A 19,254-nucleotide genomic window follows, 5' to 3' on the forward strand; every position below is an offset into this window, starting at 1 on the left:
ACGGGGGGAAATTTTCATAAAATACGCGCAACAGCCCGTTATTTAGAATGGCTGTTTACGATGTGTCAATAAGGACACTATTGAGCGATAGCGGAATAGAGAAAAAAGTGAAAAGTGGAAAGTGAAAAGTGAAAAGTGAAAAGAAAACCCCGCGGTAAAGCGGGGCCAAACACAAAGAGAAAACACATTAAAACCGTATATTCAGAGTACTCTTATTCGTTTAAGTTCAAAAATTTTTTTCATAAACTTTAAAGGTGGTCATTCTCGCACTGTGGCTTGGGTAAGGAATGCCATATTGACAGTAAATTGCAGTTGTTCGTAAACACTTAATATAAACTTTCACCATGGTAGTGAAGGGCAAACTACACAAGATCATTGTGATCGATAGTAATAACTATCATTAAGGGCGCCACTACCGAAATGAATAGGGCAGTACTTGACCATAAGAGTTAAATGAAACGCCTAACCTTGAGGCCTCGATTAATTATTTTCTGAACTCGGCTTTCTTTTTTTGTGATAAGTAAGTTCGTGCAGTTTTGCTTCTTTAAGAAACGCATACATAGATTCGACGACTGCATGAACTAGACCTCTTCGGCCTGAGAGAATCATTCGTCGTAAGAAATAGGTTTTGGCGAACATTATTGGAAATATAAAAATTAACTTTAATAAAGAAGGGCGTTTTCCTTTCATCGCTTTTTCTTCCGCTTTTAACGACGAATAGCTATTTTGTTTTGTGACTAGTTTATGTGTCGTGTCATAGCCATAGTGAAGTATCTTGCCATTAATCTTAGCTTCTTTAGCGCCCTCTATTAGTTGAACATTTTCGTGAACCAATCGATCTAGTGGGAAAGCTGCGTGCGTCTTTTTATATAGTCTTACAATTGAACGCTTTGCAGACTTTGCCGACATTGGTTGTTGCCAAAATACGTCTTCAAAGCTTAAGCGGTAAGCATCTGCATGGCCCGAATTAACTGCACGCTGTATGTTTGCTACCATATCTTCAGGTACGATCTCATCACCATCAAGATTAAGTACCCAATTATTCTTACATAAGGACATTGCGTACGCTTTCTGTTTTGCAAAGCCCAACCAAGTCTTATGTACTAATTTTGCACCATATTCTTTAACAATGTCTTGAGTGCCATCTGTACTACCACTATCCACGACGATAATTTCATCAAAAGATTTTACAGACTGTAGTGCCTCCTTGATATGTTCTGCTTCATTTAGCGTCACAAAAAAAACACTAATCGGGGTAGAACTGGACTTACTCATAACACTAATCCTTCTGCTTGGTTTGAGAGTTCAGTGCCCAAAGAGCGGCGTATTTATGAAAAGCATACTGACCTAAAATAAGCGCCATCATAAATCCTCTGCTACCGTCCAGAAAGCCTCCTCGTAAAATATATTGCTGAAGAAAATCAGTAAAAAATCTAAATACGGCATAAGGCAAACTAGCCCGTTTACCTTTTTTATATTTTTCTTTAGCACCCAGCACTCCATATTTAAGATGCTTTTCCATGACGTGTTGATAATCTCGCCAACTATAATGTAACAATGGTGCAGCTAATTTCTTCACACACAGGTCGGGTAAAATAAGTGATTCGTGAACACTTCTGTTTTTAAATTCTGCTCCATTTTTCAGAAATAATTTACCCTGCGGTGTTGAATAGCGGCCATGCTTAAGGGGCTTTCCAAAAAGAAATGTCTGCCACGGAAATTTCACTAGTGTTGCAGCAATGTTTTCGTGACTAAGATAACTGTCGATCTCATCTTTTAATGCTTGAGTCATTACTTCGTCGGCATCAATATTTAGCACCCATGAATGCTCGCAATAGCTTAATGCGCGATTTCTCTGCGGTCCGTATCCTGGCCAGTCAGTTTGATAAACTGTATCAGCGTACCTTTCTGCTATTGACACTGTATTATCCGTACTTCCTGAGTCTAGGACAATTAATTGATCTACCCAACCACTTAATGAAGCTAGGCATGACTCAATACGATCTTCTTCGTTATGGCAAATAACAAAGCATGAAATTTTTTTTCTTTTCATTTATAACCCTTCTCTTATTCATGAGTTTGCCATAATCACGGGTAGATATACTAGAACTGTTCTCTAGTAAAAGGGAAACGAGGGGTTATACCCATTTAGATGTGTAGAAACTATGCAGTTTTAATGATTCTTTCACAGATGTGAGTTGTTCGGAGAAATCGTTACCTATGAGAAGAACCTTGTAGGACAAGAAAAGTCAGCCCTTATTTTTTTATCAGACATAAAAAAACCCCGGTCAAAAAAACCGGGGCCAAATCAAAGGAATGAAAACAGTGTTTTCACCTCTGTACCCTACGTGAGTAAGAGTACTTAAGGGTGTTTAAGTTATCAAGTACTTTTTGTAATTAAATTACCAAAATTGGTTTTTTTTGCTTGTGAATAGACCAAATGTTGTAAGCTAATTACCTCTTAATGGGCCTCATCCCAATTGTTGCCTATGCCGACTTCCACTTCAAGCGGGACAGATAAGGCCGCTGCTCGCTCCATTAAGGTTTGAATTTGCTTAACGTGTTTATCTACGTTTTGTTCTTTTATTTCAAACACAAGCTCATCGTGTACTTGCATCATCATGTATACTTCGTCTTTCGCTTCTTTATCAATCCACTCATCCACGGCAATCATTGCTAATTTAATGATATCTGCGGCAGTTCCTTGCATGGGGGCATTGATTGCAGCGCGTTCCGCCCCTTTTCGACGTGCCCCGTTACTGGCCTTAATATCAGGCAAATACAAGCGACGACCAAACACCGTTTCTACATAGCCTTTTTCCTTCGCACTTTCTCTGGCTTCTTCCATATAGGTGCGCACACCCGGATAACGTGCAAAATATAAATCCATGTATTCCTGAGCTTCGCCCCGGGGGATATTAAGTTGCCTGGCTAGGCCATAGGCAGACATCCCGTAAATCAACCCGAAGTTAATCGCCTTTGCATTGCGACGTTGGTTGGTGGTGACATCTTCTAATTTCATGCCAAAAACTTCCGCAGCGGTTGCGCTGTGGATATCTATGCCTTCTGAAAAAGCGGTAAGTAAGCCTTTATCTTTCGATAGGTGTGCCATTATGCGTAGTTCAATTTGCGAGTAGTCAGCGGCAACAATTTTAAAGCCCGCTTGGGGAACAAAAGCTTGGCGAACACGGCGCCCTTCTTCGGTTCGGATAGGTATATTTTGCAGGTTTGGGTCAGTTGATGATAAACGGCCGGTGGCTGCAACGGCTTGATGGTATGAGGTATGTACGCGCCCAGAACGACGGTCAATCATCTTCGGCAACTTATCTGTATAGGTGTTCTTCAGTTTGGTTAAACCCCGATACTCCATTATGAGTTTAGGAATAGTGTAGTCTAACGCTAATTCCTGCAACACTTCCTCAGATGTAGATGGGGCACCTTTTGGGGTCTTTTTAATGATGGGCAATTCTTTTTTCTCAAACAATATATGCTGCAACTGTTTGGTTGACCCTAAATTAAACTCTTCCCCCGCTTCTTTATGAACTTCTTCTTCAAGCTCCATAATGCGCTTTGCCAAATCCTGACTCTGTTGATTAAGTTGCTGGCTGTCAATTCTTACCCCTAACTGCTCCATGCGAGCTAATACGTTGGCTACTGGCATTTCTATATCTAATAGTAGCTTTTTAAGGGGGGAAATATTTTCAAGCTTCTCCCATAACACCTGATGTAACAGAAAGGTCACTTCAGCGTCTTCGGCTGCATAAGGGGCTGCTTTTTCAATTTCTATTTGGTTAAAGCTAAGTTGTTTGGCTCCTTTGCCAGCGATATCTTCAAATTTAACTGTCTGATGACTTAAATAAGCTAACGCTAGTGAATTCATATCGTGTCGAGTGGCGGTGCTGTTTAATACATACGATTCCAACATCGTATCGAAGGCTATGCCGTTCAGCTGAATGTCATAATTTGCAAGGACATGTTTATCATATTTTAGGTGTTGACCAATTTTTTTGGCACCCTCGCTTTCAAGTAGAGGTTTTAGTTTATTAAGGACCAGGTCGCGAGAAAGTTGTTCTGGCGCCTCCATATAATCGTGAGCGACGGGCAGGTATGCCGCTTCGCCCGGTCCAGTGCAAAAAGACATGCCAACCAGTTCGGCTTCTTTATAGTTCAAGCTGGTTGTTTCGGTATCAAACGCCCATAGGGGAGACGCTTCTAATTTCTTGAGCCACTTGTCTAACGCTTCTTCAGTAAAGATAGTTTCATACTTACTGTGATCTACCTTAATTGCGTTGACGGCTGATTGAGAAGGGTTGTCTTCTAACTTTTCAGCGGAAGTTTCCGCGGATACTTCCTGCAACCAACGTTTAAATTCAAACTCGGTAAACAATGTTGCCAATTTTGCATTGTCGGCCTCAGTGGGGGTCAATTCGTGAGGTTTTACATCAAGTTTAACGTCAGTTTTTATCGTAGCCAGTGTATGAGAGATACGAGCTTGTTCTTCGTATTCTTGCATTTTCTTTGCCATGGTTTTACTGCCTCGAAAGCCTAAATCTGCGAGCTTATCGAGGTTATTGTAAATATCGCTGATACCGCCAATACCATTTAGCATGGCCTGCGCGCTTTTATCACCGACGCCGGGTACCCCAGGAATGTTATCTACTTTATCTCCTTTAAGGGCAAGAAAATCAATGATGAGCTCGGGTGGTACGCCAAATTTTTCATTCACTCCAGCGATATCCATCAACTGGTTAGTCATCGTATTAATTAATGTGACATGCTCATTAACCAGTTGCGCCATGTCCTTGTCGCCAGTGCTGATAAGTGTATTAATACCGGCTTCTGAGGCGTCTTTCGCGAGGGTGCCAATAACATCATCGGCTTCCACACCTTCTTCAATAATAATAGGCAATCCCATAGCGCGAATAATCTCATGTAGAGGCGCGATCTGGCTGCCTAGTTCTTGCGGCATGGGGGGGCGGTTGGCCTTGTAGTCGGAATATATATCGTCACGAAAAGTTTTACCTTTGGCATCGAACACTACGGCAATATGGGTAGGCTGATATTGCTTTAATAAACTTTTAAGCATATTGATCACGCCGTATATTGCACCCGTATCCTGTCCTTTAGAGTTTGTTAACGGTGGGAGACCGTGAAACGCTCTGAATAAATAGGACGAACCATCTACAAGAATGAAGGGAGGGGTAGTTTGTTTTGACATGCTGGATACGCTTTCGGCTTGGAAAAATGAATTGAGCAAGAGCATGCCACATGCTCCAGCACTTCGCCAGATGGTGACGAGAAAAGAATAGTAATAAATCTGTGGATAAGTCTGTGGTAAAATCGACGCGCCTGCAATTCAAACACAGGTTAACCTCAGAATTTAGAACCCTGAAGTCGGTATGATATAAGGCGTGAACGACTAAAAAGATAAACCTTATTTTAATTATTGTTATTAGATTTTATGTGGATAACTTGGTGCGCTTAATTTTTGTTCAATGCCAAGTTAGCGAAGTAATTTAGCACAGTCATATCAAAATCATAAAAGGTATTTTGATATTATTTTTGTACAATAAAGTGCAAAAAGTAAGCGAATTTGCATAAGCCGGAACAGATAAGGCTTTGGAGGGTAATATGAAGAAAGTAGCAGTGATCTTAAGTGGCTGCGGTGTGTTTGATGGCGCGGAAATTCATGAAGCGGTATTGTCACTACTGGCCATTCGACAACATGGTGGGGAATACCAGTGTTTTGCGCCTGATAAAAAGCAGATGCATGTGGTTAATCACCTTTCTGGAGAAGAAGACACGTCGCACACCCGTAATGTGTTAACCGAATCTGCCAGAATTGCCCGTGGTGAGATTAAGCCCGTAACCGAACTTAATGTTGACGAGTTTGATGCTTTGATTGTGCCGGGTGGATTTGGCGCGGCCAAAAACTTGTGTACATTCGCTAATGACGGTGCAGACAGTAAAGTCGATGAGCAAGTTGCCAAAGCGTGCAAATTGTTTGCAGAAAAAGATAAACCAGCGGGATATGCTTGTATAGCCCCAGCATTAGCTGCGTCTATTTACGGGCAGGGGGTGAAGTTGACTATTGGTACTGACGAAGCAACAGCCGAAGGCATCAATGCCTTAGGGGCCACACATGTTAATTGCCCGGTTGAAGAAATTGTTATTGATAGCGACGCGAAATTAGTGACTACACCTGCCTATATGCTCGCTCAAGACATTTTGGACGCCCATACAGGCATAAATAAAATGGTACAAACAGTCATTGGCATGGCTTAATTAAATTTGGCAAAGAAAACAATGCTTTTTCTTTGCCACCTTTAACGTAACCAAGCATAATAATAGACCAAGTGTTGATATTCTAAATGCACACACTTCAACTGCCCGATAAATCAAAGAAAAATAAGGCATAGACATGCACTATCGTGCGATAGTACGAATTCTTGGACTGCTGGTAGCGCTTTTTAGCGTCACAATGATTCCGCCTGCCGTGGTATCGGTTATCTATCAGGATGGTAGTGGTCTGCCTTTCATTCTTACCTTCATCATGTGTGTGGTAACCGGTCTGGCCTTTTGGTATCCGCAACGTAATCATCGTCGTGACTTACGTGCCAAAGAGGGGTTTCTTATCGTCGTTTTATTTTGGACCGTACTGGCAAGTTTCGGCGCTATACCGTTTATTCTGCTGGACCAACCATCGATGACGATTACCGATGCATTCTTTGAATCCTTTTCCGGATTAACCACTACCGGCGCTACTGTTATAGAAGGAATCGAGTTTTTACCGCATTCGGTGCAGTTTTATCGCCAGCAATTACAGTGGCTCGGGGGAATGGGAATAATTGTGTTGGCAGTCGCGATTCTTCCTATTTTAGGGGTTGGGGGCATGCAGCTTTATCGCGCTGAAACGCCTGGTCCAGTAAAAGACTCAAAGATGACGCCGCGGATTGCCGATACTGCAAAACACCTTTGGTATATTTATCTTTCATTGACTATAGCCTGTACAGTATCGTACTGGTTTGCGGGGATGGGCTGGTTTGATGCGATTTGTCACGCTTTCTCGACAATCGCAATCGGCGGCTTTTCTACTCACGATGCCAGCCTGGGGTATTTCGATAGTCCGATGGTAAACGTTGTCTGTTCGGTGTTTTTACTGATAGCTGCGCTTAATTTTTCTCTTCATTACGCCGCCGCCGCATCGCGTTCGATGAAAGGTTATTTTCACGATCCTGAATTTAAGGCCTTTTTTGTTATCCAGGCAACAATAATTCTAACCTGCTTTTTAGTGTTGGTTTTAACCGAATATTACACGGACGCAGAAGAGGCACTTGATCAGGCGATGATTCAAGCCATTTCAATCAGTACAACCGCCGGCTTCGCTACAACTGACTTTTCCGCGTGGCCAGCATTTCTACCTATCCTATTAATTTTCGCTAGCTTCATCGGCGGCTGTGCCGGTTCCACAGGCGGAGGGTTAAAAGTAATACGCGTATTCTTGCTATTTTTGCAGGGCAGGCGTGAAATTGATCGGCTTATTCACCCAAAAGCGGTTTATTCCGTTAAGCTAGGAGAGCGGGCGATGCCAGATAGGGTAGTTGAAGCTGTTTGGGGCTTTTTTTCAGCCTACGCGATAGTTTTCGTAGTGATCATGATTGGTATGATTGCGACGGGTTTAGATAATCTATCTGCTTTCACCGCTACTGCTGCGACCCTCAATAACCTCGGTCCGGGGCTTGGCAGCGTAGCCGTTACGTATTCTGAAGTGAGCGATGGTGGAAAATGGTTGCTGGTGACCGCCATGCTGTTCGGTCGATTAGAAATATTCTCATTGCTCGTATTGTTCTCGCCCACCTTCTGGCGAAGCTAGACGGTAGTAATTTATCAGCCAAAAAAGAATGCGCTGGGCTGGAACAATTTTTCTACATCGCCAATATACTTCTTGTCTACTAAGAACAAGATTACATGATCGTTTGCCTGTATCACCGTATCACTGTGCGCAATAATAACCTGCTCGTCGCGGACAATCGCACCTATGGTAGTACCCGGTGGAAGACGTACGTCTCCGATCTGTTTTCCAACCACCTTGGACGTATTTTCATCCCCATGTGCGATGGCCTCGATGGCTTCCGCTGCGCCGCGCCGTAAAGAATAAACATTGACGATGTCGCCCCGGCGGATATGGGTTAGCAGGGCGGAAATAGTCGCTTGCTGAGGAGAAAATGCGATATCAATTTCGCCACCTTGAACCAAGTCGACATACGCGCCGCGCTGAATAAGAACCATGGCTTTTTGCGCTCCCATGCGCTTAGCTAGCATGGCAGACATAATATTCGCTTCATCGTCATTGGTGACCGCGATAAATGCATCGACTCGGTCGATACCTTCTTCGGTAAGTAATTCCGGATCGGAAGCATCACCACAAAAAACGATGGTTTTATCTAAGTGAGCTGATAAGTATTGGGCACGATCGGCATTGTATTCGATCAGCTTAACATTATGTTTGTGTTCCAGACGTTTCGCTAATCCTGCGCCAATTAAGCCACCACCTGCAATCATAATGCGCTTATAACTGGATTCAAGTTTTTGTAGTTCGCTCATCACCGCACGAATATGCTTGGTCGCTGCGATGAAAAACACCTCATCATCCGCTTCAATAACAGTGGTACCTAATGGTCTGATGGGTTTTCCCCGTCGATAGATTGCTGCTACCCGCGTTTCCACGTTTGGCATATGCTCTTTTAGGGCGGATAAGGCATGACCCACTAACAGTCCACCATAATAAGCTTTTACTGCCACTAAACTGGCTTTTCCTTCAGCAAATTCAACAACTTGCAATGCTCCGGGATAATCTATCAAGCGCTTTATGGAGGTGGTCACCAATTGTTCCGGTGCGATAATATGGTCAACGGGGATATTTTGTTGTTTGTAGAGCTGTTCCTGATAGATGATATATTGCTCACTACGAACACGCGCGATTTTAGTAGGCGTTTTGAACAGACTGTAGGCAACCTGGCAAGCCAGCATATTACTTTCGTCACTACTGGTAACGGCTATCAACATATCTGCATCTTCAGCGCCGGCTTTGCGTAGCACATCAGGATGCGATCCTACCCCCGTAACAACTTGTAAATCCAGCCTGTCTTGTAAAGTGCGAAGTTTATTAGCATCAGAATCGATCACAGTGATTTCGTTTTTCTCACCTACTAGATTTTCAGCAAGTGTAGCCCCGACTTGTCCTGCACCAAGAATGATTATTTTCATTTAACTCGCTAACGCCCCTGTTCGTTTACGATGCAGACTTTACCAGCCTCGCATAATAGAAACCATCCATTTGTTGCTCGCCAGGCAGGATTTGCCTACCTGGATGGTTATCTGTTTCGTCACGGGTAATGGCATCCAAATGAGCGTCATCGTATCGTGCCAAAAACCGCGAGATTTGCTGCGCATTTTCTTGCGGGAGGATGGAGCAGGTAGCGTAAAGTAGTGTGCCGCCTTCTTTTAATAAAGGCCAAAGCTTATCCAGCATGGTTTGTTGGAGCGATACGAGACGCTCAATATCGGTAGCTTTACGCAGCCAGCGTATATCGGGATGTCGTCGTATTACTCCAGTAGCTGAGCAAGGGGCGTCGAGTAAGATGCGGTCGAATAAGTTACCGTCCCACCATGTATCTGTATCTATGGCATCCGCATGAACCACAGTTGCCTCTAGCTTCAAGCGCTGTATATTTTCTTTTAAGCGGGCAAGGCGAGATGCTTCATTATCTAATGCGACACATGCATTTAAATTCGGAGCCAGCTCGAGTATATGGCTGGTCTTGCCCCCTGGTGCTGCACAACAATCCAAAATACGTTCGCCAGGTTGTGGATTGAGATAACGGGCGGCGTATTGGGCCGCCCCATCTTGCACGGAGAACCAACCTTGTATATAGCCCGGAAGAGAGGGAATGTCTGTTCTCGATAGTAATAACACGGCATCTGGATGGTCGTCCGACAACCTATATTCTACATTGTGTGCTTTAAGGCTTTGGGTGAAGTTATCAACGGTAGTTTGCTGCTGATTCACTCTAAGCCAAACAGGCGCGATAGTATTAGTCTGCTCGATGATGTGAGAGATCTGCTCTTGCGAGTAATGCGGTTGAAGCGCTTTCACAATCCATTTCGGTAAGCCACTGGCTACGATGGGGTCGCTAGACAGCTGATGCGCTAGGTTTTCGCGCTGGAAACGGCGTAAAATAGCATTTACTAACGCTTTCAACCCTGGGCTGCCTAGTTGAGGACATGCATTAACCGTTTCCGAGACTGCCGCGTGTTCCGAAACGCGACTAAAAGCAAGTTGATACAGCCCTAATAACAATAAATGTTCGATAATTTTATTTTTGCCCTTCAGGGGCTGTTCCAATAGCGCTCTAAGCCAAAGTTGTAGCTGAGGCAACTGACGCATTACCCCCATCGTCATTTCCTGTATCCACGCACTATCTTTTGATGTGTGGCGACGTTGCGCAATATTCAAGCACTCTCGGGATGATTTACCAGCTTCGAGAATTTGGTAAATGACCCAGGCCGCATCTCCACGCAAATCTTTATTTCTAGGAAGAGAGAGTTTCATGGCTATTCGTTGCTGCTAAGGACAGTACCAGGTGTAAACCAGTTACTGCGTGCGTTAAGAACATCTGCCACAGGTAACGGACGTTTGCCGGGCAGCTGTAGCTGGGTGACAACAAGCAACTTTAAAGAGGTAGCAATGGCGATACCCTTTTTATCAGCTCGAACTATTGTACCGGGTGGCTGACTTGTCTCGGATGCTTCGACTGTTGCTTGCCACACTTTCACATTTTCATTATTAACCTGCATCCAGGCGACTGGCCAAGGATTAAATGCGCGAATGTTTCGTTCAATCTGCTCGGCACTTAGTTGCCAGTCTATGCGCGCTTCTTCTTTGGAAAGTTTTTTCGCATAGGTAGCGTTATCAGTGTTCTGCGGTGTAGGGGTAAGTTGTTCAAGTTGATCAAGTACCGTTAATAGCGTATGCGGCCCCAGTTCAGCTAGTTTAGTATAGAGGCTGGCACTGGTATCCTCAGCGGTAATTGGAAGTGTGGCGATAGTAAGGACGTCGCCGGTATCTAAGCCTTCATCCATTTGCATTATAGTGACGCCCGTTTCTTTATCTCCCGCCCAAATTGACCGTTGGATAGGCGCAGCGCCTCGCCATTTAGGTAAAATAGAACCATGAACATTTAAACATCCCAATGGGGGGGTATCTAACACGGCTTTTGGCAGTATAAGACCATAAGCTACTACTACCATGATATCGGCATCTATAGCAGCGAGGTCTCGCTGAGCATCTTCGTTGCGTAAGGTTTCAGGTTGATATATCGGGATATCATGTTGCAGGGCCAACTTTTTTACATCACTCGGGGTGAGTTTTTTCCCACGTCCCGCGGGCCGATCGGGTTGTGTATAGACAGCCACAACCTGATGCTCTGAATTAATTAAGGCATGTAAGTGCCGGGCGGCGAAATCGGGGGTTCCCGCGAAAATGATTTTTTTTGCTATAGTCACGTCGACGCTTATGCTCTTGCTGCTAAACGGGCTTCTTTTTCCAGTTTTTTACGAATACGCTGGCGTTTTAATGGCGATAAATAGTCAACGAACAATACCCCTTGTAAATGGTCCAGTTCATGTTGAATACATATAGCCAAAAGGCCAGATGCTTCTAATTCAAATGGGTCCCCATTCTCGTCGAATGCTTTTACTTTGACCGACTCTGCGCGTTCAACTTTCGCGTAGTTACCCGGTACTGATAGACAGCCCTCTTCACTCGTCACTTTACCTTGTTTTTCAACAATTTCAGGGTTGATAAATACGTAAGGCGTATCCTGATCCTCTGATACGTCCATTACTACCACCTGAATATGACGGTCAACCTGAGTAGCGGCCAAGCCAATGCCATTTTCGTCTGTCATGGTTTCAAACATGTCACTGACAAACTGCTTGAGCTCGTCATCAAATTTCTCTACCGGTTTTGCCACCGTGCGCAAGCGCTCATCGGGAAAACTTAATACTTCTAAAATGGCCATAATCTCACTTGTAGTTTATGTAGTGACTGCAATCTAAGATAAAACTGTATAAATTCATATACGATCTGATTGTCAGCACTATTTACACTTATTAATAGGGTACTATTCTAACGTATATCCATACCTACGTGCATTTTTTTGTTTTGGCTTTGTGGGTATAGTACTAGTAACGTACAAGTTGATGTAGTGCAGCATAAACGCACGTAAAGAGGACAGGGTCAACATATATGATATTTGACAGAAAACTAATTAATACAAGTTTGTGTTTGCTCACCGCATTCATGCTGGTTGTCGCTGGTTTTACGGCGGCTCAAGAGGTGGATTTAAAGCCAACCGCACCTAAAACTTACACGGTAAAGAAAAATGATACGTTATGGGATATTGCGAGTTTATTTTTAGAGAAACCGTGGCTCTGGCCGGAGCTATGGCGAAAAAATACACAGATTACTAATCCTCATTTGATCTATCCCGGAGATATACTGACCATACGATACGTCAATGGTCAGCCTGTCTTAGACGTCGCGCGCAATAAAAAGCAGATAACCCTCACTCCTTCGACTGTGACCGAAACTAAACCTTTTCCTATTAGTGTTTTACCTTGGTCTGCTATTGCCACTTATGTTGATCAAAACGAGTTACTGCCAGAGGAAAGTTATACCCGTTTACCGTACTTGCTAGGCAACCAAGAAGCAGAAATGCGTTTTGTTGAAGGAGATATTGTGCTTAGCCGCAAAATGGGCCGGCCTCAAGATCAGTATCGTGTTATTCGTAAGCAAAGTACTATTAAAGACTTGGACGGGAAGGTGCTTGGCGTACAAGTCCATCATGTGGCGGATGCTACCATGGTTGAAGATAGAGCTGCAGACCAGTGGCTGGTTAAAGTCGATGGTTCAAACTTCGAAGCTCAGCGCGGCGATAAACTATATGCGGGCGAATTTACTGGGGCGGATGATTTAAGCCTGACTGCAGCAACAACCCAACGCGGAAAAATTGTCGGCAACCTGCATGAACATTCACTTACCGGAAAACGTGATGTAGTTATTGTGGATATCGGCAGTGATTCGATTAAGCCTGGCACGGTGATGGGCATTTATGCCCAGGGACCGGACATCATTGATGGTAAATCACCCCGATATAGCAGTGAAAGTAATGTGGTAAGAAGTGTTTTTAACGACGGAACTACCGTAAAACAACCTGCGTTGAAAGTAGGTGAACTGATCATATTTAAAACGTTTGAAAAAGCCAGTTATGGCATCATTACACGGGCCAGGGATCGGGTTAAAAAAGGCGCAATTGTGGCCAACCCATAATAGCGAATGTGTTTTGCTCTGACTGACTCACATCATGAAGGGCAAAAGATGAAAAACAAAACCACTACACAAAAAGATCTCAGTCAGTGGTTAGCATTGACCACGGTTAAAGGAGTTACACCAAAACAGTGGTTGGATGTATTAGTCGATAACGCTATATCACTTGAGCAACTTTTTGAGGGTAGTTGGCAACCAAAAGCAGACCAACCTGCTGACCTTCCTGAAAAACTGGTAAAGCTGATTGATTCTGCTGATGAGCGTACAATTCAGCAAAGTTTGCATTGGCAGTCAATGGATTCGTCACACCGAATCATCAGTGTTTTCTGCTCATCTTATCCGGAAACGTTGCGGCAATTAAGTTCGCCGCCTTTGGTACTTTTTGTAAAAGGGAGCATGCAGCTTATCACGCAACCTTCCATTGCAATTGTTGGAAGTCGGCGATGCACTCACCCAGGCAAACAAATAGCCCATCAGTTTGCTGGTCAGTTGGCGGAAAATGGGTGGAGTGTAGTTAGTGGCCTCGCCGCAGGTATTGATGCGGCCGCGCACGAAGGGGCGCTCAAAGGACCCGCTAAAACGATTGCGGTAATTGGAACCGGGCCAGACAAAGTTTATCCTGCTCGTAACCACAAATTACACGATAAAATTCTATCGCATGGTGGGGTGGTGGTGAGTGAGTTTTGGCCTGGTACCCCGCCACGCGCGTCCCACTTTCCCAGACGCAATAGAATAATCGCTTCAATGTCTATGGGCACGCTGGTAATTGAAGCCGCAATTAAGAGCGGCACCTTGATAACTGCGAATTTAGCCATAGATCTAGGGCGGGAAGTATTTGCTGTACCCGGTAACATTTTTAATTCCACCTCAGAGGGTTGTCATTATTTAATCCAACAGGGTGCAAAACTAGTATTTAAAGTTGAAGACATTATTGAAGAGTTTTCGTCGTTACCAGTGCAACTGCCGTTGAGATCGGTCGAGATGACAGAAAAAACTCAACATGAAACCTTGGCAACAGATGAATTATTAGATAGTGTGGACTTTGATGTTACAGCTGTAGACGTTATTGCCGAACGCAACAAGTTGTCAGTTTCAGAGGTATTGGCAACCCTTTTAGAATATGAATTGCGGGGTTGGGTAGCAGCCGTTCCAGGCGGCTACATCAAATTGAGGGGTAAAAAAAATGTTCGACATCCTCATGTATCTATTTGAAAATTTTATTCACAGCGAAACGGAAATTCGCGTTGATCAGGATGAGTTAACGGATGAACTGGTTCGTGCTGGCTTTCATCATGATGAAATCTATAAAGCGCTGGCATGGCTGGAAAAATTAGCGGCGCTGCAGGAAACGGATATCAAACCGTATTTCTGCAAAAATATAAACTCCAGTCTGAGTCGAATTTATACTCAGGAGGAACAGATGCGACTCGACATAGAATGTCGCGGTTTTCTTTTGTTTCTGGAGCAAGTTGGTGTGTTAGATGCGTCTACCCGTGAAATGGTAATAGATCGGGTTATGGAAATCGATTCAACGGAATTCTGTCTGGAAGATCTGAAATGGGTGGTGTTGATGGTGCTGTTCAATGTGCCGGGTAAGGAAAACGCCTATGCTCAGATGGAAGATTTGTTATTTGATGAGTCAGATGGCACCCTACATTAATTCTACCATTAACTGGTTATGGTGAATGTCAAAAATTGACCTTTCTTTGTTTAGCGCAGAGGAACATGCGCTAGATGATTCTCTCGGTCCTTGTCCCGAATGTGGCAGGGCCCTACATATTAGAAATAGCAAAACCGGCCCCTTTGTTGGTTGCTCAGGTTTTCCTGACTGTCATTTCAGCAAGCCAATACACGATAATCAAACGACGACCTTAACTGCAATTGATGGTTCTGTTTGTCCATCGTGTGGAGAAGGGCTCGCGGTGAAAAAAGGCCGTTACGGTATGTTTGTTGGTTGTTCGGGCTTTCCCGTTTGCCAACATATTGCGCCATTAAAACAGAAGCAAGAAACAGAATTAGCCTGTCCGCAATGCCACGATGGAAAAATAACCGAACGAACCAATAAATACGGTAAACGTTTCTATTCGTGCGATCGTTATCCCAAATGTCGATATGTGGTAAACTGGCCGCCGGTGGCAGGAACCTGCCCGGACTGTGGTTGGTCTATGTTAATCGATAAAAAAGGCACGGTATGCTGCCCCCAACCAAAATGCGATTTTAAGCAGTCATAGTTAATGCAATTAGAAAATAATATTGCAAATATCTAACTATTCAATTTCAGGTAGCTCAATATGAACGAGATGCAGTGTGCTGAATTCAAGCAAGCCTTTGATGAAGGTAGGCTGGTGGTTTATCCCACAGAAGCAGTAATGGGGATTGGATGCGACCCTGATAATCATAAAGCAGTGAATACATTGCTTGCCTTAAAAGATCGCCCAGTCGAAAAAGGAATGATCTTGATCGCGGACACCTATTCCAGACTACTCCCTTACGTAGATGACAGCCTTATATCACTTGATATGCGGCCAGTTATTTTTTCTTCATGGCCCGGCCCGGTAACCTGGTTACTCCCAAAGTCGGCCAGTGCTCCCGACTGGATAACCGGCGGACAAGATAAAATTGCCGTACGCGTCACCAATCACCCTACAGTAATCGATTTGTGCCGGGCTGCAGGGCGTCCGCTCGTTTCAACTAGCGCTAATCCTTCGGGATTAACTCCAGCTAAATCCGTTTCCGAGGCAAAAAATTACTTTGGCGATAATGTTATTTACATAGATGGTAAAACGGGGGGGTATAATTCTCCATCTACTATCCGGGATTGTGCTAGTGGCAAGGTAATAAGAGCGTAACGATGACATCAATTAGAAACATAGAAGCATTAGCTCACCCAGAAGATGCTATAAAAAGAGTACAAAATTACTTGCTCAACTTACAAAACTCTATCTGTGCCGCATTAGAAGAGGTTGATGGGGAAGCGAAATTTGTAGAAGACAAATGGCAGCGTGAGCAAGGTGGGGGAGGCCTGACCCGTGTTATTAGAGATGGCAATATAATTGAGCAAGGAGGGGTAAATTATTCTTATGTCTTCGGGGAGGCAATGCCCGCGTCCGCCACTGCATCAAGACCTGAGCTTGCTGGTCGAAGTTTTAAAGCTATGGGAGTGTCGTTGGTTATACATTCTCACAATCCCTACGTACCTACTTCCCATGCAAATGTACGCTTTTTTATCGCGGAAAAACCAGGTGAAAAACCTATTTGGTGGTTTGGTGGCGGATTTGACTTAACCCCTTTTTATCCATTCGAAGAAGATGTAAGACATTGGCATCAGGTTGCAAAAGGTGTGTGTGCGCCTTTCGGCGAGTCTATGTATGCTGATTACAAAAAGTGGTGTGATGAATATTTTTATCTGAAACATCGAGATGAAACGAGAGGCGTGGGCGGTTTATTTTTCGACGATCTAAATCACCTTGGTTTTGAACAATCATTTGCTTTTATGCAAGCCGTTGGTGATGGATATTTAAAGGCCTACCTTCCTATCGTCACAAAGCGCAAAGATACATCTTATGGTGAGAGAGAACGACAGTTTCAGCTTTATCGGCGTGGCCGCTACGTTGAATTTAACCTTGTATACGACAGAGGTACCCTGTTCGGACTGCAAACAGGGGGGCGCACTGAGTCAATCTTGATGTCTATGCCGCCGCTCGCGAGATGGGAGTATTGCTATACCCCTGAAAAAGGCAGTGACGAAGCTTCACTTCAAGAATGGTTAAAGCCAAGGGAATGGTAAAACTTACTCCTCCTTATTTATCATGTGTTCGGCTAATTGGTTAAGCGAAGCCAGCAGCTTATTGGCAAGGGCTTTGTCAGATACATGCGTAAACATCGCCTTGCGCATGCAATACATCCATTGTTCCTTTAGTACTGGTGTGACGATAAATGGTAGATGACGTGCACGTAATCGCGGGTGACCAAATTGCTGTTCATACGTATTAGGTCCGCCCAACCACATGGTTAGGTAAAGGGCAAATACTTCACGAATTCGGGTTAATGGCTTAGGATGTATAGCCAGTAAATCCGCCACTAACGGATCCGACTCCATTATATCGTAAAAGGTTTCTGCTATCTTATTTGCAGTCGCCTGGCCGCCAATAACTTCAAATGGCGTTGTGGGTTTCTTTTTAAACGAGCGAAAAAAATTCATGAAAAAATTAGCCGTGTTCGGAAATCCGGTTAAACATAGTTTATCACCAACTATTCACCAGATGTTCGCCGAATCCTGTAATGAAATCATTTCATACGAAAAAATTGAATGTTCAACAGATGGTTTTGTTAACACATTACTAGACTATTTTAACGATCCCGATGTTATTGGGTGCAATATTACGGTTCCGTTTAAACAGGATGCATTTGCATTATTAAAAACGAATTGCGACGATTATGCTAACCAAGCTCAAGCCGTAAACACAGTTCGTAAAACTGACACGTTAAGCGGATTCAATACTGATGGTATAGGATTGAGAAATGACTTGCTGGCACAAGTAGGTTCCTTACTAGGATGTAGCATTCTTCTGATCGGTGCGGGGGGGGCAGCAAGAGGGGTGGTTCAGCCATTAATAAGCGCTGGGATCAGTAAATTGCATATTACTAACCGCACGCATACAAAAGCTATCTCTTTGGTTAACCAGTTCAATGATGATGTTCTTGAAGCCATCGCTCCAGAGGAGCTTGGCGCAAACCACTACGATATTATTATTAATTGTACGTCCGCGAGTCTAGAAGGTAGGGTTCCAGACTTAGGCTCAATTAAATTTAACGAGTGTGCCTTGGCCTATGACATGGTCTACGGCAACCAGCCTACTGTTTTTATGCACCATGCGGCGCACCTTGGTGCAAAAAGGTGTTCAGATGGTTTAGGTATGCTGGTTGGACAGGCTGCTGAAGCATTTTATATATGGACGGGAAAGCGGCCCGAAACCAAAGATGTTCAAGCCGCTTTGAAAAACACCTAATCTATTACTGGCTGGACGTGTGATTTAGGTAATCGTTTTTAAGATCCACATAATTTATGGCCGATTGTTTTAGAAATGCTATTTCTGCGTCGGTCAAAGGCCGTTTCTTTTTCATCGGATTTCCCACATACAAATAACCACTTTCAAGATGTTTGTTTGGCGGTACCAATGTACCCGCTCCAATGAACACATCATTCTCCACCACTACATTGTCCATAATGATCGCCCCCATCCCTACCAGGATGCGGTCACCTAATTTGCAACCATGTAACATACATTTATGACCTATGGTCACGTCTTCACCTATTTCTAATGGATGGCCATCAGGGTTAGAGGGGGTTTTGCGGGTGACGTGTAGCACCGTTCCATCCTGGACGTTTGAGCGCGCACCAATAGTGATTTTATTAACGTCGCCGCGAGCCGCCACGAAAGGCCAGATGCTGACATCCTCGGCTAGCGTAACATCGCCAGCAACAAGCGCCATGTCATCTATATAAACTTTATTGCCAATATTCGGCAGAGTAGATTGATAGTGTCGAATAGTCATAGAAAATTACTCATAAGGAATTAGAGCCACTATACCTGCTGTAAACGCACAGAAATAGAGCTTATAGTCTATAAAGTAACCGTTCAGACGTTTTATGACAGTTTTTTTAAAATAACTGTTGACGCAGAGAATTAAATCCCTAAAATGCGCATCCGCTTCGGCAGGAAAGTCAAAACGACAACTTGCTGGATTAGGTGAAAGCCTTATCAGAAGTGGTTTTCAGAGAGACGCTTGAAAAAATAATTTCAAAAAAATGTTGACACTGAAAACGAAGCGCGTAGAATGCGCATCCCGCTTCGGGGACAACC

General features: G+C 43.9%; 18 protein-coding genes. 9 read left to right on the forward strand and 9 right to left on the reverse strand.

Annotated features, from left to right (window positions below):
- Nucleotides 1–480: 480 nt before the first annotated feature.
- The 3 genes from OPS28_RS16815 to polA all read right to left on the reverse strand — a co-directional run bounded on the left by OPS28_RS16815 (nucleotide 481) and on the right by polA (nucleotide 5,218).
- Nucleotides 481–1,275: a glycosyltransferase family 2 protein gene (locus tag OPS28_RS16815; protein WP_265610622.1), complete on the reverse strand. Its 795-nt coding sequence runs from the start codon at nucleotides 1,273–1,275 to the stop codon at nucleotides 481–483.
- Between the two features lie 4 nt (nucleotides 1,276–1,279).
- A complete protein-coding gene (locus OPS28_RS16820; protein WP_265610623.1) occupies nucleotides 1,280–2,053 on the reverse strand; it encodes a glycosyltransferase family 2 protein in 774 nt (257 codons plus the stop codon).
- A 408-nt stretch (nucleotides 2,054–2,461) separates the two neighbouring features.
- On the reverse strand, nucleotides 2,462–5,218 hold the full coding sequence (gene polA, locus OPS28_RS16825; protein WP_265610624.1) for a DNA polymerase I: 2,757 nt from the start codon (nucleotides 5,216–5,218) through the stop codon (nucleotides 2,462–2,464).
- Between the two features lie 413 nt (nucleotides 5,219–5,631).
- Between polA and elbB the strand changes: the two genes are divergently transcribed.
- Together elbB and OPS28_RS16835 are read left to right on the forward strand one after the other, a co-directional pair.
- Nucleotides 5,632–6,285 (forward strand): isoprenoid biosynthesis glyoxalase ElbB, encoded by a 654-nt coding sequence (gene elbB, locus OPS28_RS16830; RefSeq protein WP_265610625.1) that lies wholly within the window; start codon nucleotides 5,632–5,634, stop codon nucleotides 6,283–6,285.
- 136 nt (nucleotides 6,286–6,421) lie between these two features.
- The gene (locus OPS28_RS16835; RefSeq protein ID WP_265610626.1) at nucleotides 6,422–7,873 is read left to right on the forward strand and encodes a TrkH family potassium uptake protein; all 1,452 of its coding nucleotides are present in this window, start codon (nucleotides 6,422–6,424) and stop codon (nucleotides 7,871–7,873) included.
- A gap of 14 nt (nucleotides 7,874–7,887) precedes the next feature.
- Here OPS28_RS16835 and trkA read toward each other — a convergent pair whose 3' ends face one another.
- Genes trkA through def form a run of 4 tightly spaced genes read right to left on the reverse strand, consistent with a single transcriptional unit; the run spans nucleotide 7,888 to nucleotide 12,083 of the window.
- Nucleotides 7,888–9,267: a Trk system potassium transporter TrkA gene (gene trkA, locus OPS28_RS16840; protein WP_265610627.1), complete on the reverse strand. Its 1,380-nt coding sequence runs from the start codon at nucleotides 9,265–9,267 to the stop codon at nucleotides 7,888–7,890.
- A 25-nt stretch (nucleotides 9,268–9,292) separates the two neighbouring features.
- The gene (gene rsmB / locus OPS28_RS16845; RefSeq protein WP_265610628.1) at nucleotides 9,293–10,612 is read right to left on the reverse strand and encodes a 16S rRNA (cytosine(967)-C(5))-methyltransferase RsmB; all 1,320 of its coding nucleotides are present in this window, start codon (nucleotides 10,610–10,612) and stop codon (nucleotides 9,293–9,295) included.
- Nucleotides 10,613–10,614: 2 nt separating this feature from the next.
- Nucleotides 10,615–11,565, reverse strand: a complete 951-nt coding sequence (fmt, locus tag OPS28_RS16850) for a methionyl-tRNA formyltransferase (RefSeq protein WP_265610629.1) — start codon at nucleotides 11,563–11,565, stop codon at nucleotides 10,615–10,617.
- An 8-nt stretch (nucleotides 11,566–11,573) separates the two neighbouring features.
- Nucleotides 11,574–12,083, reverse strand: coding sequence for a peptide deformylase (gene def, locus OPS28_RS16855; protein WP_265610630.1), 510 nt, complete (start codon nucleotides 12,081–12,083; stop codon nucleotides 11,574–11,576).
- 227 nt (nucleotides 12,084–12,310) lie between these two features.
- Here def and OPS28_RS16860 point away from each other — a divergent pair, with 227 nt between their 5' ends.
- From OPS28_RS16860 to hemF, 6 genes are read left to right on the forward strand one after another with little or no spacing between them, the layout of a single operon-like run.
- Entirely contained in the window at nucleotides 12,311–13,393 is a 1,083-nt protein-coding gene (locus tag OPS28_RS16860) for a LysM peptidoglycan-binding domain-containing protein (protein WP_265610631.1), read from the forward strand.
- A gap of 48 nt (nucleotides 13,394–13,441) precedes the next feature.
- The gene (gene dprA / locus OPS28_RS16865; RefSeq protein WP_265610632.1) at nucleotides 13,442–14,602 is read left to right on the forward strand and encodes a DNA-processing protein DprA; all 1,161 of its coding nucleotides are present in this window, start codon (nucleotides 13,442–13,444) and stop codon (nucleotides 14,600–14,602) included.
- Complete coding sequence (locus tag OPS28_RS16870; RefSeq protein ID WP_265610633.1) at nucleotides 14,574–15,050, forward strand: DUF494 family protein; 477 nt, start codon at nucleotides 14,574–14,576, stop codon at nucleotides 15,048–15,050. Before dprA ends, OPS28_RS16870 begins: the two co-directional genes overlap by 29 nt.
- A 25-nt stretch (nucleotides 15,051–15,075) precedes the next feature.
- Complete coding sequence (locus tag OPS28_RS16875; RefSeq protein WP_265610634.1) at nucleotides 15,076–15,621, forward strand: DNA topoisomerase family protein; 546 nt, start codon at nucleotides 15,076–15,078, stop codon at nucleotides 15,619–15,621.
- A gap of 60 nt (nucleotides 15,622–15,681) precedes the next feature.
- Nucleotides 15,682–16,239 carry a Sua5/YciO/YrdC/YwlC family protein gene (locus OPS28_RS16880; RefSeq protein ID WP_265610635.1) on the forward strand — a complete coding sequence of 186 codons (558 nt, stop codon included), beginning with the start codon at nucleotides 15,682–15,684 and terminating at the stop codon, nucleotides 16,237–16,239.
- Nucleotides 16,240–16,241: 2 nt separating this feature from the next.
- Complete coding sequence (gene hemF / locus OPS28_RS16885) at nucleotides 16,242–17,177, forward strand: oxygen-dependent coproporphyrinogen oxidase (RefSeq protein ID WP_265610636.1); 936 nt, start codon at nucleotides 16,242–16,244, stop codon at nucleotides 17,175–17,177.
- Between the two features lie 3 nt (nucleotides 17,178–17,180).
- Here hemF and OPS28_RS16890 read toward each other — a convergent pair whose 3' ends face one another.
- Nucleotides 17,181–17,591: a group II truncated hemoglobin gene (locus tag OPS28_RS16890; protein WP_265610637.1), complete on the reverse strand. Its 411-nt coding sequence runs from the start codon at nucleotides 17,589–17,591 to the stop codon at nucleotides 17,181–17,183.
- On the opposite strand from OPS28_RS16890, the gene aroE reads away from it, so the two are divergent.
- Complete coding sequence (gene aroE, locus OPS28_RS16895) at nucleotides 17,590–18,399, forward strand: shikimate dehydrogenase (RefSeq protein WP_265610638.1); 810 nt, start codon at nucleotides 17,590–17,592, stop codon at nucleotides 18,397–18,399. The two genes, OPS28_RS16890 and aroE, sit on opposite strands and share 2 nt — an antisense overlap.
- 4 nt (nucleotides 18,400–18,403) lie before the next feature.
- Here the strand turns inward: aroE and OPS28_RS16900 are convergent, their stop codons facing one another.
- Entirely contained in the window at nucleotides 18,404–18,946 is a 543-nt protein-coding gene (locus OPS28_RS16900) for a gamma carbonic anhydrase family protein (protein ID WP_265610639.1), read from the reverse strand.
- Between the last annotated feature and the right edge of the window lie 308 nt (nucleotides 18,947–19,254).

Origin of the sequence: Alteromonas sp. ASW11-130 (assembly GCF_026183735.1) — a bacterium.
Lineage (GTDB): Bacteria > Pseudomonadota > Gammaproteobacteria > Enterobacterales > Alteromonadaceae > Alteromonas.